Source organism: Paenibacillus sp. P32E, from assembly GCF_001909085.1.
GTDB classification, from domain to species: Bacteria; Bacillota; Bacilli; order Paenibacillales; family Paenibacillaceae; genus Paenibacillus_AQ; species Paenibacillus_AQ helianthi.
Map to the genome: position 1 here is coordinate 220391 of NZ_LVYY01000013.1, position 17364 is coordinate 237754.

General features: G+C 49.0%; 14 protein-coding genes. 1 reads left to right on the plus strand and 13 read right to left on the minus strand.

Annotated features, from left to right (window positions below; translation table 11 throughout):
- Window positions 1–100 precede the first annotated feature (100 nt).
- The 5 genes from A3848_RS14040 to A3848_RS14060 all read right to left on the minus strand — a co-directional run bounded on the left by A3848_RS14040 (window position 101) and on the right by A3848_RS14060 (window position 6253).
- On the minus strand, window positions 101–874 hold the full coding sequence (locus A3848_RS14040) for a response regulator transcription factor (protein WP_074085562.1): 774 nt from the start codon (window positions 872–874) through the stop codon (window positions 101–103).
- Window positions 871–2619: a sensor histidine kinase gene (locus A3848_RS14045; RefSeq protein WP_143192402.1), complete on the minus strand. Its 1749-nt coding sequence runs from the start codon at window positions 2617–2619 to the stop codon at window positions 871–873. The genes A3848_RS14040 and A3848_RS14045 overlap by 4 nt, the downstream gene beginning before the upstream one ends.
- Before the next feature lie 104 nt (window positions 2620–2723).
- Window positions 2724–4316, minus strand: coding sequence for an extracellular solute-binding protein (locus A3848_RS14050; protein WP_074085563.1), 1593 nt, complete (start codon window positions 4314–4316; stop codon window positions 2724–2726).
- A gap of 63 nt (window positions 4317–4379) precedes the next feature.
- Window positions 4380–5261: a carbohydrate ABC transporter permease gene (locus tag A3848_RS14055; RefSeq protein WP_074085564.1), complete on the minus strand. Its 882-nt coding sequence runs from the start codon at window positions 5259–5261 to the stop codon at window positions 4380–4382.
- Window positions 5262–5278: 17 nt separating this feature from the next.
- On the minus strand, window positions 5279–6253 hold the full coding sequence (locus A3848_RS14060) for an ABC transporter permease (protein WP_074085565.1): 975 nt from the start codon (window positions 6251–6253) through the stop codon (window positions 5279–5281).
- 235 nt (window positions 6254–6488) lie between these two features.
- On the opposite strand from A3848_RS14060, the gene A3848_RS14065 reads away from it, so the two are divergent.
- Complete coding sequence (locus A3848_RS14065) at window positions 6489–6695, plus strand: helix-turn-helix domain-containing protein (protein ID WP_244169688.1); 207 nt, start codon at window positions 6489–6491, stop codon at window positions 6693–6695.
- A gap of 90 nt (window positions 6696–6785) precedes the next feature.
- Here the strand turns inward: A3848_RS14065 and A3848_RS14070 are convergent, their stop codons facing one another.
- The 8 genes from A3848_RS14070 to A3848_RS14105 form a co-directional block, all read right to left on the minus strand.
- Window positions 6786–9317, minus strand: coding sequence for an ABC transporter permease (locus tag A3848_RS14070; RefSeq protein WP_256702368.1), 2532 nt, complete (start codon window positions 9315–9317; stop codon window positions 6786–6788).
- Complete coding sequence (locus A3848_RS14075) at window positions 9314–9997, minus strand: ABC transporter ATP-binding protein (protein WP_074085567.1); 684 nt, start codon at window positions 9995–9997, stop codon at window positions 9314–9316. The genes A3848_RS14070 and A3848_RS14075 overlap by 4 nt, the downstream gene beginning before the upstream one ends.
- 82 nt (window positions 9998–10079) lie before the next feature.
- On the minus strand, window positions 10080–11069 hold the full coding sequence (locus tag A3848_RS14080; RefSeq protein ID WP_074085568.1) for a sensor histidine kinase: 990 nt from the start codon (window positions 11067–11069) through the stop codon (window positions 10080–10082).
- Window positions 11056–11742: a response regulator transcription factor gene (locus A3848_RS14085; protein ID WP_074085569.1), complete on the minus strand. Its 687-nt coding sequence runs from the start codon at window positions 11740–11742 to the stop codon at window positions 11056–11058. Before A3848_RS14085 ends, A3848_RS14080 begins: the two co-directional genes overlap by 14 nt.
- 223 nt (window positions 11743–11965) lie before the next feature.
- Complete coding sequence (locus A3848_RS14090) at window positions 11966–13582, minus strand: response regulator transcription factor (RefSeq protein WP_074085570.1); 1617 nt, start codon at window positions 13580–13582, stop codon at window positions 11966–11968.
- A 70-nt stretch (window positions 13583–13652) separates the two neighbouring features.
- Window positions 13653–15389 (minus strand): cache domain-containing sensor histidine kinase, encoded by a 1737-nt coding sequence (locus A3848_RS14095; RefSeq protein ID WP_074085571.1) that lies wholly within the window; start codon window positions 15387–15389, stop codon window positions 13653–13655.
- 102 nt (window positions 15390–15491) lie between these two features.
- Complete coding sequence (locus tag A3848_RS14100) at window positions 15492–16337, minus strand: carbohydrate ABC transporter permease (protein WP_074085572.1); 846 nt, start codon at window positions 16335–16337, stop codon at window positions 15492–15494.
- Entirely contained in the window at window positions 16334–17296 is a 963-nt protein-coding gene (locus A3848_RS14105) for a carbohydrate ABC transporter permease (RefSeq protein WP_074085573.1), read from the minus strand. The genes A3848_RS14100 and A3848_RS14105 overlap by 4 nt, the downstream gene beginning before the upstream one ends.
- Between the last annotated feature and the right edge of the window lie 68 nt (window positions 17297–17364).

The window sequence follows — 17364 nt, forward strand, 5'->3', positions numbered from 1 at the left end:
ATTTTTGGTTACGCTTTCATTATGAGGGAGCCCATATGTATTGACAACGCTCACATTTTTACTTCACTTCTCCCGTATTGACAAGAATGGGGACTACGCTTCATTCACGCATCTCCGGCAAGTCCGGCCCGCCGGGTGCGCCGTCATCATCGGCATTCCCCTCCACTTCATCCTCATCTCGGTAAGAGCCCGGCGTAATGCCAGTATACTTTTTGAACACCTTGGCAAAATAATGCTTATTTTCGAAACCGACCTTCTTTCCGATGGCGTTCACGGATAGCTGGCGCTGCGACCTGAGCAGCTTCTGTGCTTCCTTGATGCGGAATGCGTTCAAATAACTGACAAACGTGTCGCCCGTTACTTTCTTGAACAGGCTGCTGATGTAGTTCGGATGAAGTTTCATCAATTCGGCAAGATGGTCCAGGGACAGATCGTTCATATAATGGGTTTTGGTATAAGCCAGAATGCGTTTGGCATGCCCTGAGCACTCCGGATCGGCTTCGGAGGGAAGCTCCTGTTCAACATGCGCCAGCAGAGCGGCAATCTCATTCTTGTCAATCGGCTTCAACAGATAATCCACGACTCCTGTGCGGAGCGCTTTCCGTACATATTCGAATTCATCGTAACCTGTAAGGATAATAAAACGGTCGCACAGCCCGCTGTCTCTGGCCTCCTTGATCAGCTCGAATCCATTTTTCTCCGGCATATGAAGATCCGTAACCGTCACATCCGGCATGTAGTCTTTCATGAGATCCAGTGCCTCAAAAGCGTTGTTCGCCTTGAATACCTCTGCCCCGAGCGGAGCCGCTTCACCGATAATCTTGACCAGTCCGTTAAGGATCAGCGGCTCATCGTCTACAATCAATACTCTCATATCCGACCTGTCCCTCCTGTTGCGATGATGATAGTCAGGCATGTTCCACGGTCCGGCCCGCTGTCAATGACCAGTTGCGAGGAACCGCCGTAGAACGATTTGATTCGTTCGCTGACATTGAACAGACCCACGCCTCCCATGTTCTCCGCGACGTCTCTGCCGCCGCCCCCCCTTGCCAACCGGGAGCGTATTGCCGCCAGCTTGTCCTCCTGAATGCCTGTTCCGTTGTCTGTAATGGAGATGAAGATTTCGTCTCCGGTTTCCCGGACTTGGAGCTTAATATGGACGGGCCGAAGGATGGCGGATGCTCCATGAACGATGCTGTTCTCGACCAGAGGCTGGAGCATGAATCTTGGACAGACAAGCTGTTTCGCATCCATGGAGACGTCGACCTCGTAGGTCAGTCTGTCCTGGAGCCGCATCTTGTGAATATTCAAATAGAAGATAACCGTTTCGATTTCGCTGGCCAGAACGGTCCGGTCCCCTTCCGAGGACAGGCTATAACGCATCAGCTTGCCGAACCAGAACGAAATATCCGCTACCTCCTTGTCATTATTGGACTCAGCCAGCATCCGGATCGTCTCAAGAGTGTTATAGAGAAAGTGCGGCTTGATCTGGGCCTGAAGCACTTTATACGCCGCTTCTTTATTCCGAAGCTCGGACCGGTGGACGTTGTTGATCAACTCATCCATGCGCTTGATCATCGAATTGTAGGTCGAGGTCAAAAATCCGATTTCATCCTGGCGGTTAGGCTTATCGTGCTTGCTGATAAACTGCTTCATATTGTCATCGTCCAGATTGCGCATGTGCCTTGCAAGGAGCAGAATGCGTTTAGTAATCGTCGATGCGAGCGCATAATAAACAAATGACAAAGCCGCCAGAAGCGCAATGATGGTAAAGACCAGGATGATCTCCTTGCGCTTAATTGTGCGAAACACATCGTCAACCTTACCGGTCACGACGACCCGGACGTCCAGTTCCTCAATATACAACTGATTCACAATGGTTTTATTGTTGATGAAATAGGGCCGGGTATCATTTGAACCAAGCAGCTTCCAGGTTGCCTTATCAATGCCTGCGGCGGCGCCTTCCGCAGACGCAGGCACCCCCTGCTCGGGAAGCAGGAAGGCTTGCCAATTGTCTCTCCCCCCAGCAGCCTCGTACAATTTCCGGATTAAACCGCTGCCGATGCGCAGCTCAAGAAGTCCAATTTTCTCGGTAAAGTTAGAATTGTAAATGTTCTGGTAGAACATAAGCGAAGGCACAGCCTCCCCCGGATCGGCCATCTTCCATATTCCTTGACCGGGCTTCAGCGTACGCGCGACCTCCTTGCCCCGCGAATCCAAAGCTGAGATATCCAGAAACCGGTCAGTAATCGGAAGCACCCGCTGTTTGGTTTTATAGATCCGAAAGCTTTCAATTTCCGGATTAATAAACAGCGATTGAGTGATAACCGGACTGATATAACGGTTATAGGTGTAAATGCTGTACGAATCGGATTCATACACTCCGTCCAGATAATCCGTGACATACGGGTTATATTGCAGCATACGCTGGATAGAGTCGATTCGGGTCAGATCCATCTTCATATTGGCATGTGCCTGCTCCAGTATTTTCTGACGGCTTTGGACGAATTGATTGGTCAGGTTGCCGTAGATTTGTGAATAATAGTAGTAACCGAATATGACAACTGGAATAAAAATCAGGATGACATATCCCAAAGTGATCTTACGAACGATGCTCAAGGTGACGAATCCTCCTGAATCCCGGATTGATTACTTCTAAACGTACCATGAACAAGCAAAATCCGGTAGAGGCATGGCACCTCTACCGGTTGTCCTTGGTTTGCTTACTTGAACAAATCCTTCTTTTTCTGATAGACTGTGTTGGCCCAATCTACCAGCTTCTGCAGCCCCATATCCTCTGCGTTCTTAACCATACTGTTGTAATTCGCCACTGCTTCCTCTTCAGAGTTCGCAAGGTAAATTTTCACCTTCTCGTTTTTGACCATCTCGTCAATCTTGGTCTTAATCGTCTTCTCCTCAGAATCGGGCTGTGCCTGGATTAAGCCGATTTGCGGCTTATAAACAGTGATGGCTTTGGTTTCCATCAAGGCCTTTGTCTTCTGTAAACCGGGAACATAGGACAGCATGCCTTCCGTAACCCCGTCGTTGTACAGGTACCACCACTTGATGCCGTTGCTGTTAACGAAATCCGCATCAGAAGGGTTGTATTTCAGATCCGGATGCCCTTCATTGTTCCAGGTCCAATGCTCCCCTTCGACGCCGAACATTGTCAACTTCTTGCCCTCATCGCTTGCCAGATATTGAAGAAATTTGATCGAGGCTTCCGGATCTTTATTTTTCTTGGTGATGAACGTTCCCGCAAACCCAAGCCCTGAACTTACAACCTTTGCATCTTTCGACAAGGCACTAGGCAGCATTTTGAACGTGAATGAGCCGCTTCCGCTGCTTTTGATCTTTATGTTATCCGTATCCGCTGTGGCAACCGTATGGCTGTGGGCAAACGCTTTTCCGTTGGTCGCATACTGGTCATCAATCTGATCGTTCGCCAGCGCGAAATTTTCTGCCAGAATGTATCCGTTGCGGTACAGACTGTTCATAAACTTGAAGAACTCCAGCATTTTGGGCTGTCTAATGGAATAGTCGACTTTTCCATTCTCTTCATACCAGCCATCCAGGAGGACGCCTGTGCCGAACTGCTGGAGGAAATATTGCTCCAGCCAGTCTTTGTCCATGATGAGCGGCACCATATCCGGGTATTTCTTCTTGACCATACCCAGCACTTTCACAAAATCATCCAGCGAGTTGATCGGCGGATTGCCCAGCTCTTTCAGGATATCTTCCCGCACAGCAATCCCCGGATGGCCGTCGCTGCCGATCGAAAATTTGTTCTTCGCCATTTCTTCCTGAGTGGCGAAGGAATTTCGAATCGTGTAGAAGTTGCCGTCGTCCATAGTATGGATCGCAATTCTCGTCTTGTCGATCTTGAAATCCGGCGCATATTTCTCGATCAGCTCATTCCATGGATAGGACAGCTTCGAATCCGACAGCCGGTCTATGTTCGAATAGGTGAAAACAAGGTCCGGGAGGTCGCCGGAAGCGATCATCAGCGGAAGCTGCTTGTCATCCGTAGCGACGGTAACCTTCAGCTTCACACCTGTTTTCTCCGTGATTTTATCTGCAACGGGTCCTTTCCATTCTTTCACCGGATACCAGGGAGCGTCGATGAACAGCGATAATTCCTTCACTTCGCCACTGCCCGAATTGCTCGTGCCGGCTTTGTCCCCCTGAGCTGCATTGTTCGTTTTGCTGCCCTGGCTTTCATTCCCGCCGCCGTTGCCGCAAGCGGACAAGAGCGAGATCATCATGATGGCCGCCAATACTACTGCAAGCATCTTGTAGCTTCTGATTTTTTTCAAACAAAACTCCCCCATTGTAATTTAATATATTAAAGCAAGCGCTTTAATATTGAAACTGCTTTCTTAGCCCTTTACAGAACCAAGCATAATGCCATGCACGAAATACCTCTGCAGGAATGGATACACACAGATGATCGGAACTATGGAGACTACCATCGCCGTTACCTGCAATGAGAAGCTGGTAACGCCTGCCGAAGCACTGTTAGCAGCGGCAATCGCATCCATAGGAGCATTGCTCTTGTTAATGACCTCCATCATGCGGAAGGCAAGCGTCCGCAGGTTCTCCGACTGAACGAAATAGGCAGAGTCCAGCCAGGAATTCCATTGGCCTACACCCATGAACAGTGCCATTGTGGCAAGAAGCGGCATCGAGACCGGCAGGATAATCCGGAAGAAAATAACGAATTCGCCCGCGCCGTCAATGTGTGCGGATTCCTTCAGCTCACCGGGAATTTCCCGGAAGAACGAGATGGCAATGAGCAGGAAGAACGTGCTAAGCATCGACGGTATGATATAGACACCAAACGAATTAAGCAGACCGATCGAGCGCAGCACTACGTAGTAAGGGATCAGGCCGCCGGAGAAATACATCGCAAAAATGATGATTGCAAAATAAAATTTGCTGAACATCAGATCGCGGTGCGAAAGTCCGTAAGCTACCAGACTTGTCAGCAGCAGCCCTAATGCTGTACCCGAAACCGTTCGGACAACCGTGACCATGAAGGCACGGTACCACTTAGGGTCGTCCAAAAACATTTTATAATTTTCCAGAGTAAAGCTTCGCGGCCAGAGATAGACGCCCCCCAGAAGAGAATCCGATCCTTTGTTGAATGAGGCGATCAGAACATAATAGAACGGGTACAGCATGACGAGCGTGATAATGAAAAGGACGCTATAAATAAAGCCTTCAAAAAGCAGATCCTTTTGTCTTTGACTCTTGAGCACGACTCTTCCTCCTTTCCCTAGAATAAACTTGAGCCTGACATCCGTTTTGCGATAGAGTTACTGGAAAATATTAATACAACCGAGATAACCGACTGTATTAAATCAATAGCCGCTGCGTAAGAGAACCGGCCGTCCTTCAGCCCCACCTTGAACGCATAGGTCTGCACAATCTCCGAAGTCGGATTATTGATGCTGTTGCCGAACAGGTACGCCTGCTCGAAATTGGAGCCCACCAGTCCTCCTCCAAGAATACTGCCGATCGTGAGCACCAGCACCACCACGATGGTTCCCTTCATCCCCGGCAGCGTGATATGACGGATGCGGGCAAGTCTTCCTGCCCCGTCGATCTCGGCCGCTTCGTACAGTGCCGGATTGATTCCGGTAATGGCTGCCAGGAAAATGATCGTCCACCAACCCATTTCCTTCCAGACAGCGCTTCCAACTGCAAGTCCCCAGAAATAGTTCGGGCTTGTCAAAATATTGAGCGGCTCGTGGATGAAGCCGAGGCTCATCAAAGCTTTGTTGACTATACCTACGTCTGCGGACAGAAAGGCATAGGAAACACCGACCACCACGACCCATGAGATAAAATGCGGTAGATAGCTGACCGTCTGAACGAACCGCTTGAAGGCCATGTTCTTCACTTCATTAAGCATAATGGCGAGTAGAATCGGAGCCGGAAAAGCGAAGATGACCTTCAGAAAGCTCAGTACCAGTGTATTACGGACAATCTTGCCGAACTGATAGTCGTGTATAAATTCATCGAAATACTTCAGTCCCACCCAATCACTTGTAAAAATCCCCTTAATGCCGCTTGAAATACTGTAGTCTTTAAACGCCATCAAGATCCCGAACATTGGTGTGTACGAAAAAACCACCAAGAACAGCATACCGAGTCCGACAAATAAATGAAGCATCTTTTGTCTTTTGAATCGCTTCCATAATCTGCCGCTGTCGGTCTGCGGGCTAGTAAGCTGCGTCTCCAGTTGCATATGCGACCCTCCTTCTATATGTAGTGTACCTCCCGAACAACGACGGCATAAGCCAACATTCTTAAGAAAGCGTTGTCATTTTTGAATATACGCATGCTACGGGACAACGCGTTCAATCCAAAAAGCAGAGAATCTCCGGTTAACGGAAAATCTCTGCTTTTTTCGCACCGTAGCATTCCATTCATTTCACATAGGTTTCATAGTAATGCTCTTCACTGAGCTTCAGGCCCTCCAGATGCGTTCTGTCCCCGGTGAGCCAGATGTAGTATGCCATAGCAGCCATGTCCTAGACCGCCGTATCGCACTCGCTAAATCCTGTCTCTCCGGGGGGCTCAGCATTACCGAAGCCTGTTATCAATCCGGTTTCAGTGACTATGCGAATTTTATCCGCAGTTTTACCAAGACCGTGGGGATATCACCCGGCAGGTTCGCCAAGTCATAACCCCCGGCTGATTGTATATCAGTCAGTACCTGCCCTGATCAAGTCATGTCATCCCGAAGCGCGTCAATAATATTTTCTTTTTTTATCTTGCTAATGGCGTACAGCATTGTAATGAACACTACAAAGAACACGCCGAACACGCTGATTCCAATACTGCGCCACGGGAACACAAAATCGATCCGCCCCGCCGCCCATCCCTTTGTAAATCAGCCAAGAAGAGATTACCGCTATGGGAAGCCCGAAGATTAGCGCCCTCATACCATAAAAGGCACACTCGAAATTCATCATCTTTTGGAAACCACGTTCAGACATCCCCACAGAGCGGAGCATGGCAAGCTCCCGCCGGCGCAGCTTGATATTCGTGGAAATCGTGTTGAATACATTGGCAACCGCAATCAACGAGATCATAATGATAAAAGTATAAGCGAACACGTTGGCAATGAATATCATATTACGGTTCTCATCAAATATTTTCGTCATATCTAAAATGCTGTACGAGGCTGTAATTCCCGAACCTTTGATCATCGCTTCCATTTTAGCCATCGACTGCGAAGGATTCTTTGACTGAAAGGTCAAGCCTTTACCCTGAATATCTACAGTGGTGTCGGGGTTTTCAAACTTTTCTTTGAGCGAATAGGGGGCAATCACCTGAAGCACACTTGGCGTCTGATTGAAGCTCCCTAAGATGGGAGGCGTATCCGGCAGCGCGGCGTTGACAAACGTAATGCTTACGTTTTTCCCCTGTTCCGGCTTTGGTTCGCCATTTGTTTCGGGCTCGATGGTAAGATTCAGGGAAGAACTCGTGAACACATCGGGAATCTGGTCGGCCTCCTCCTGATTGCCGCGGCCTTCCACTTTGGCGACGCCGATCAATTTCACGTTTTGCCCGGTATACTCCTCCGCGGGCAAGCCCAAGCCCTGGACAATCTTCAGATAGGTGCTGTTATCTAAAAACTGGATTGTCATTGGCAGATTCACCGTTTCGTCCGGCGAATGTGTCCCCGCGGATTCCCGGTAAGCGTCTGAAAGGTCGCTGCCTTTGGCAGCGCAGAAATACTTCATAATAACTTGATACGAGCTTTCGTAAACGCCATCGGCGGTTTTTAGTTTGTCGTAAAGCCGCAACATTTCGCTGTCGTCCATATCACGTGTGCCAAAACCGATATCATAAGTAGTAACCTCTGTTGCACCCGCCGACGCCTGCTTCAAATTTGTTACAAAGGCACTGGTCGATATAAATAGCACTACGCTTAAAACAAGTGACAGCACAATGCTGCGGTAGCGCTTTTTGTTTCTTTTGAAGTTTCTCAGCGCAAGCGTACCTTCCAGACCGTAGATGCGCTGTGCCAGTTTTGAGGTTTTGACTGCGTTGGCTTCCACTTTGACCTCGTTCGTCTGGCGAATACACTCCATTACGGGAGTGCTTGCGGCCTTCCTGGCCGGGATATAGGCCGAAATCAGGATTGTGATCGTGCTGACTGCCACCGCCGCGAGGATTGCGGGAGCGGACAACGTCAAGGTCAAAGGAACACTGTTGTAGAGAACGTTTGCGAAGTTCTTGGCGACGACGCCAATCACAAGTCTGATGCTGGCTATGCCGACGAGAACACCAATCGGGATGCCAATGGCGCCGATACAAAACCCTTCAAACAGCACCGAATGACGCAGTTGCTTTGCGGTGGCTCCCACCGACGAGAGAATCCCGAACTGGTGTGTGCGCTCGTTCAAGGAGATGTTGAAGGAATTGTAAATCAGAAAAATCGAACCAAGCATGATGATGAGGACTACAATACCCCCGGCTGAGTACAGAAGCGCGTTCAACACCTTATCGCCCGAATCGTCCGAAAGACCCATGAAGCGCAGCACAGTATTATTCAAGATGTAAGCATGGCTTCCAGCTGTACTTTTTGCGTAAGCATGAACTTCACGCGGGTTTTTCAGCGTGACAAATAAGCTGAGATCGTCCGCCGTGTCTGCAGCATCTGTGGTTGTGATTACGGTGTATCCCGGCGCGGAATCTTCCTCAAAGCGGGGCGTTTGGCTGATGCCGACCACCGTGTAAGTCCTCTCGCCCTGCGGCACAAGAGTTTCACCCCCGGATGTGTACGGATCGCTCTGGCCGAGCTTTTCCTTTCCATTCATGCGGCTTCCCACAGCAAGGGAAAGCGTATCGCCCACCGCATATTGAACGCCGCCCTTTGTCATGACGCTCCCCGAAATAAGAATCTCCCCGCTGTTTTTCGGCAGCCTGCCGGAAAGCAGCGTGATGGGCAAGGTATCAAAGGCTTCCTCGTTGTATCCGGCGATAAAAAGATACGGCCTGTTGGGGTTTTTCCCGCCGTCAAGTGTTGCGTAGCCGATATTTTCAAAGGTTGCGGTGTCTGCAACTTTGTCGTTACTTGCCTGTTTCGCTACGAAAGAAGAATCTACATCCTCAAATTCGACGTGCCAGCCGCCGTACTTCTGGGCCGCGCCGTCTGCCATATAGTTCAGCAGGGAAACGCCGAAGGTGGCTACGCCCGTGATCATGGCGGCGGACAGAATAACTCCGATGATCGTGACAATCGTCCGGGTACGGCTTTTTTTCATGCTTTGCAGGGTCACTTTGTTGAAAATATTCATGGTCGTACCCTCTCGTCTCGCACTACTTTACCATCCGAAATGCCGATTATACGGTCTGCTTGCAGGGCGATATTTTCGTCATGGGTGACGAGGAGCAGGGTCTGCCCATATTTTTTATTGCTTTCCTTCAGCAGTTTGACGATTTCATGTCCATTCCGGCTGTCCAAACTGCCTGTGGGTTCGTCGGCAAGCATGACCGCCGGGGCGTTCATCAAAGCACGTCCTATGGAAACGCGCTGTTGCTGACCGCCCGATAGCTGATTGGGTAAATGCGTTTCCCGGTCTTTTAGCCCAAGCAGTTCGAGCAAGTCATTCAGCCGTTCCCCGTTAACCTTCCGCTTGTCCATCAGGATCGGCAAGGTGATGTTTTCCACCACATTCAGAGTGGGAATAAGGTTGTGAAACTGGTAGATCAGCCCGACCTGCCGTCTGCGGAAAATGGCGAGTTTTTCATTGTTTTGGGCATATACATCTTGTCCGTTCAGATACACTTTTCCGCTTGTCGGCACGTCCACGCCCCCGATGATATGAAGCAATGTCGATTTGCCGGAACCGGAGGAGCCGATGATTGCGGTAAACTCCCCCTTTTCGATGGTAAGCGAAACATGGTCAAGTGCGGTAACCTGATTTTCGCTCTTGCCGTAGGTTTTGCATAAATTCTCAATTTTTAAAAACTCCATTATGTGAGTCTCCCTTCTCATGCTTTACTCATATAATAGAACCTTCAACTTACATCTCTGTGACTTTCAGGTGAGAGATTCGTCACTTTGGGAAACGAATGGCAAATATCGCGCCGCCCTGCGGGTGGTTTTTTGCGGTAATCGTCCCTCCCTGCCGTGTTATGATCATCTTGCAGAGAGAAAGTCCAATCCCGTATCCTGTAGCGTTTGAGCTTTTTCCACGATAAAACCTGTCAAACAGGCAAGGTAAATCTTCTTTTTCAAAGCCCGCACCGCTGTCGTGAATGCCAATCTCGGTATACAATGGGGTGTCCGTGCAGACAATCTCAATCTTCCCGTTCTCTCCTGCGCTTTCCATACAATTTTTGAGGATATTTTGAATCGCTTCCGCAATCCAACCTGAATCGCCCTGAATTGTCATCCCTTGCGGTGCATCTATTTGTACATCCATACCGTGCAGTTCCATTGGGATTAGGAGCGGGCGAAGCGCGGTGCAGATCAAGTTATTTATATCTATCGGCTCGCTTTGGAACACCACAATGCCCGCGTCCAAGCGGGATAATTTCAATAGGGAAGTAATCAGCCAATCCATCCGCACAAGCAATTCCTCTGTTTCCCGTACAAATGCTTTCCGCTCGTTATCATCAGGGGTATTCGCTAACAACGACAGAATGAGGTTCACGGATGTGAGCGGCGTTCGGAGTTGGTGGGCGATGTCGGCCAGCGAATCGGCAAGATGTTCTTTTTCTTTTGTCAGCGCGTCGTTCTGCTCCCGGATTCGCAACGTCATTTTTGTTATTTCGCTGTGCAGAATAGACAGTTCACCCTCATCCGATTCACCAATATACAGGTGGTCAGCATTATGAAGGACACGGTCGATTTGATTTGAAATTCTTGCAATGCTTATGTATCGGGCTTGGGTAAACACGAAAAACACTGTACCAAAGGCAGCGGCAGAAGCAATGGACAGGATTCCCGCCGCTGTATTGATTGTAAATCCCACTATTACAGCGGCGGCAGCCAGCAAGGAGAACCAAATGACAAACTGCCCGAACTCTTTATTTCGAAGCATATTCGCCACCCAATCTATACCCCGTCCCGCGAACGGTCAGAATGATTTGCGGGCTGGCCGGGTCGTCCTCTATCTTCTCCCGCAAGCGTTTGATGTACACGGTCAAGGTATTGTCATTAACAAACTCGCCCGCCGCGTCCCACAATTCGTCAAGCAGCCTGCCCCTCGTGATAATACTTTTAGGGTTGCTAATAAACACCAGCAACAAGCGGTATTCTAATGCTGACAGAAAAACCTCGTTGCCGTTTTTTTTCACAATGCCGCTTGCCATGTCGACGTGAAGCCCGCGAATTTCAAAATCCGACCCGGAACGCCCGCTTTTTCGCAAGGCGGTTCCAATTCGCGCAATCAATTCACGCGGACGAAAGGGCTTGGTGATATAGTCGTCCGCTCCCATGTTCAGACCGGTAACCACACTCGCTTCATCACCGGAAGCCGTCAGAAAGATAACGGGAATATCCCCTGTTTCTTTGATTTCCGTACAAACCGTAAAGCCATTTCCGTCAGGCAAAGAAATATCAATCAACGCCAAATCAAATTTATTCCCGGAAAGCGCGGCAAGGGCTTCACTCCGCGTAGGGGCGTGAGTAACTGTAAATCCCTCCGAGCGAAGCAGCAGTACAAGGTTTTTGGCGATTGCCTTATCGTCCTCAACCAAAAATATCCGTGGCATTAGTGAGACCTCCGTTTGTGTGTTAGACCGAATGCATATTACATCTGTATTAAAAGGTTGTCAATACTATAGAGCACGCAGGGCAATTGTGGCTTATAGGCTTCCGTAACCTCCAGCCGAACTGAAGGTTTTCTTATACAAAAAACGCAAGCCTTCTTAGAGCAGAAGACTTGCGTTACAGAAAATGAGGATGCCCATAATGGGAAGGCTGTGCTTCCAGGCATTAGCTTTTAATAAGCTCTGTAGGGTTCATGCCGGTTATTTTCTTGAACAGTGTGCTAAAGTATGGAATGTTCTTATAGCCGACCCGTTCCGCCACTTCATAGACCAGCATTTTTCGCTCTATAAGCAACTCCCGTGCTTTCTCGATGCGAACCCGGGTCAAATAGTTATTGAAGGTCTCACCGGTAATATTTTTGAAAATAATGGATAAATGGTTCCGCGAAATGAATACCTTATCCGAAAGCTCGGCGAGTGTCAGTTCTTCCGCATAGTGTTCATGAATGTAACTGGTCATAAAGTCGACAACCTGTCTATGCTTGCTGCTCCCTTTCCATTGCCTGCTGCTGCAGATCCTGGTGATTTTGTCCATCAGCCAGTTAGCCAGCTGATCCGGTACGATCAGGCTGCTGATCTCCTTGGCAATCTGGTCATTGGTGAATAGGTCATCCAGTACAAACCCGGATTCATATAACGAGTAAGTTATAATTCCCCACAGCTCACTTCCAAGCATCTGTACGTATCCCTGTGACATCCCCTCTTGTTTTTTCATTTCCGTTATATATTCCAGTACAAGCTGATGGGCCTCCGCTTCCTGCGATGTCTTCATTGCTGTTGCCAGTTTATAGGAGAACTTGACCGGAAAGAGGGCGACACTTCCCGGTTCACTGCTGTTCTCCCGGTATCTATACACTTCATGTGCGGAAGCGACCCGTAATACTCTTTGATCCATCGCGCGGAAGGCTTCCTCCGTCGAGTCGGAGAGCTTCGTCCAGGTATCCTTCACTCCCCCGATCCCTATCCGTGTCACCAGCTTAAGATAACCGCCGATACTGTCATTCAGCCTGATCCCCAGTTCCTCCAGTTTATTCTCTAACTCTTTCGGATGCTCTGGACCCGGATGAATAATCAATAATGACCGGGTACTATGCAGTTCTGTGTATTCCAGCTCCGGGAACAGCTTACGTGCTACTTCACAGGCAATATTGCTTACTGCAAACCGGAACAGGTTCCAGTCGGAGACGGATAAACATCTGGCCCGTTCATCACGGATCAAGTCGATACCGACCGTGACATGCTTGCGTTCCTGCCAATACAGGTATGACGGCGGAAGACGCGTGCTGTCTTTGTAGGCATGGTCCAGGGTTCCGACAGCTGCTGAACGAACCCACTCCTTTTCAACAAAAGGCTCATACAGCGTCATTTTACACTCAAGCTCCCACTGCCTGGCCCGCTTCTCCTCCTCCGCTTCAAGCTCCTGGATGACTTTGGTTAAGATCGACTTAAGCGTTGGCAGACTGATCGGCTTAGAGACGTAGTCGCTCACCTGAAACCGTAGCGCCTGTCTGGCATGCTCAAAGTCTGAATAACCGCTAAAGATAATGATTTTCCCCTGAAAACCTTCCTGCCTTAGCTGCTCCATCATATCCAGGCCGCTCATTACGGGCATATAAAGATCAGTGATCACAATATCCGGACAGGCATTGCGGATCATTTCCAGCCCATCCTCCCCGTTCAAAGCCTCCCCAGCCCATTCAGCTCCCAGGTCATCCCAGGGAATCGCCCGTCTCATCCCCCTCAGGACTTGGCGCTCATCATCAATGATTGCAATTTTCCACATTCCCGCTACCTCCTTAAACTCGGTAAGTACCGAAGCATGACGATATTTGCTCTAAACGGAATTTTCAGAATTAATCGTTCTTGCTAGGAGGTTCTATCAGCAGCGGCAGCAACATTTCCACCCTTGTTCCCCCTTCTTCACGTTCACTAAGCGTTATACCATAACTTTCTCCGAAATACCCGGCGACCCTCTCTCTCACATTGCGTATACCGTAGCCGCCTGTATGACGTTTATGAGGGCTGTGATCGGTCTGCTTCAGTCCGGCTCCGTTATCCTCAATGACAATGTGCAGAGCATCTCCGGTTCTCTCCATTTCGATAGATACATAGCCGCTGCGTTGCTTGTTGAATCCATGAACGATGGAATTCTCCACGAACGGCTGCAGCGTTAGCTTCGGGATGTATAATTCCTGCAGCTCGGGCACCGCCATAATCCGGTAATCCAATCCATCCCCCCAGCGCAGCTGCTGAATTTCGAGGTAACACTCTATATGGTGCAGTTCATCTGCTATCTTGATAAAGCTGTTGCCGTTGGACAAACCGATCCGAAACATACGGCCCATCAGCTCCAGTATGCGGCTAAGTTCATTTTGTCCGGCCTCAATGGCCATCCAGTTGAGTTGATCCAACATATTATACAGAAAATGGGGATTGATATTGGCCTGAAGCGCCTCAATTTCGGCTTTCCGCTGCTGTTCGTAACGACGTTCAAGTGAGAGATACAGTTCTTCAATCCGTTCGTTCTGCTTGCGGTAGCCGGAGAATAAATAACCGAATTCATTCTCATAATCCACCGGAAGTTCGACATTATCGCCTCCTACGGAATACATACGCATCGCGGTGACCAGATTCTTGATCGGCTTTGTAAACTGCTTGCTTAAAAAATGGGTCAGGAGCAATACCAGCAGCACTGCAGCGATACCGATCAGACCAATCCACTCTGCCAGCTTCAGGCTGCTTGCCGTGATCTGTTTCCAGGACGTAAATTCGATTAGGGTCCAGATGGAATTATCCATTCTGGAATAGACGAGCAGTGTGTCGCGGGACCCACCGGTTGCCGGGATATGGACATAACCCGATTTATTGCTTTTCAGATCAATCCACCGGGACCAGTTATTCGGGTCCAGCGTATCGCCTATTTTCATAATTTGCTGTCCTTCACTATCCGCCATGATCCGGTTAGAGCCGTCAGAATTGCCGGTTAGCAGCTTCCGGATCTCATTGGCCTTGATGTGGACGACAAGGACACCTAGATAGTCATTCTCATCTATTATTTTTCTGGAAAAGCTGAGCACCGGAACCTCACCTTGCGCGCTGGGGAAATTATACTCTTTGGACCAGCAAAAATCGCTTTTCGCCAGACAACCGGCCCCTACCTGCTTGTTCAGATCCGCAAGGTTCCGGAACTGGATGTAGCTTTGCCGTTCACTTTGAATAGGATTATCCATATACAGGTCAATCCCTTGAATCAGCGGAATCGCATAGGTCAAATTGGCGAGCGCACTTTCTACACCTGCACGGCTGCGGTATCTCTCAAATTCATCCTGCCTGTTCAAGAGAAAATTAATCAGCTCGCCGTCGCGGGAGCTGGACAGTGAAATCTGCTCAATCATAACCAGCCGGGTCGTAATTTCATTATTCAGTTCATCCAGCAGCTGCTGCTGGTAATGGGAGGTAGTCTGTACGAGCGCCTTAGAGGAATTGCTGTAGCTCGTCCATGCAGTAATAACGATAACCGCAATAAGGACGATGGCAAAGCTATGAAAAAACAGACGGTCGATTCTATATTTTTTAAAAGGGTTGGTCACCTGCTCTACCTTCCTTCGGGCTCCTGTTCAGACACAGCAAACGGTAAAGCTGCGAAGGGCATTCGGCGCTTTACCGTTAACGGACGGATGTTTTTTTACATCTTATCCTTTAATTCCTGTTGTCGCAATCCCTTCAACGAAATACTTCTGAAGGAACATGAAGACGATGGTTGCCGGAACAATAGATACCAGTGACATGGCAAGCAGTTGCCCCCACTCCTGAGCGGATTGAGAGTCATTAATCATCCGAAGCGCCAGCCCGACCGTATACTTGTCTACGGTATTGATGTACAAGAGATGCCCCAGGAAATCGTCCCAATTCCACAGGAAGCAGAAAATCGTCACGGTAACGATAGCCGGAAAGGCCAGCGGCATTACGATTCGCCAAAAGATACCGAACCAGGAGCACCCGTCAATTTTAGCCGATTCGTCTAATTCTCTTGGAACACCGCGTATAAATTGAATCAGCAGGAAGACGAAGAAGCTGCCGCCTGCCCCTCCAGCGAGCAGATGGGGAATGATAAACGGGAGATACGTATTCACCCAGCCCAATTGGTAAAACAGTGCGTATTGAGGGATTATCAGTACTTGTCCAGGCATCATTAAAGTCAGCATCAAGATGGAGAACCAGAAGTTCTTAAGCGGAAAATCCAATCTGGCAAAACCGAAGGCAACCAATGTGCAGGATAGCAGCGTTGCTATGATTACAGCAAATTCAAGTCCAAAAGTATTGAGATAGAAATCCGTAAACGTATGTCCGGGAACCGAATTCCAGCCTTTGGTGAAATTGCTCCATTGCGGGGCAGCCGGGAAAATGGACGCCGAGCCAAGCTCTGTGCTGTTTTTCAGAGAAGCACCTACCCACCAAAGAACCGGATAGACCATAATAAGGCTGAAGAGAATCATGAACAGATGACGGAGAGCCGGCTTGAATTGTAGGGTTGTCATTTACGTTTTTTCCCTCCAGTGTCTGTTTCATAGAATACCCAATACTTCGAGGTATACGAGATCAGAACCGTTGCTGCAATAATTCCAACCAGCATAATCCATGCCAGAGCCGAAGCATAACCCAGCTCGTAACGGCTGAACGCCCGTTCGTACAAGTACATTGCATATACATAAGTGGAGTTCATTGGACCGCCGTTCGTAATTACAAATGCGGAAGTGAACATTTGGAAGGCGCCGATGACGGCCATAATCAGGTTGAAATAGAGAATGGGCGACAGCATTGGCAGGGTGATTTTGAAGAATTGGGTTACCTTGTTAGCCCCATCCACAGAAGACGCCTCGTACAGATCGTTTGGAATCTGCTTCAGGCCTGCCAGAAAAATAACCATGGTGGACCCGAATTGCCAGACCGTCAGCAGAATCAGCGTACCAAGCGCTGTATCAGGGCTTGTAATCCAGCCCTTCCCTTCAAAGCCAAAGACGCCAATCAGTTTGTTAAAGACTCCGTCAACACCAAAAATGTTGCGCCAGAGCAGCGATACCCCTATACTCCCTCCGATAAGTGAAGGAAAATAAATCGCCGTGCGGTAGAAGCTGATTCCTTTGACCGCCTTACTCAGGATCATCGCAACCAAGAGCGCCGCTATAAGCTTTAGAGGCACGGAAGCCAGCACATAAGTGAAGGTTACCTTAGCGGATTGAATGAATTTGGGGTCCGCTGTAAAGATGCGCTCATAATTGCGGGTCCCGATCCACTTCATCGGCTGCATTAAAGTGTAGTCGGTGAACGAATAGTACAGGGATAAGAATAACGGATACGCCGTAAGCGCCAGAAACCCGATCAGCCAGGGCGAAATAAACATATAGCCTGCAAGCGGAGCGTTCCATCTGCTTCGAAAATACGAGCTTTTTTTCGACTTGACAGCAGGTTGGGCTACAGTGGCTGTGGAATGGTTCATCTGTGGTCACCTCTTGTGGTCAATTTTTATACTTTAAGTATATAATCCGCTCATCGCCTGCTAAAGGA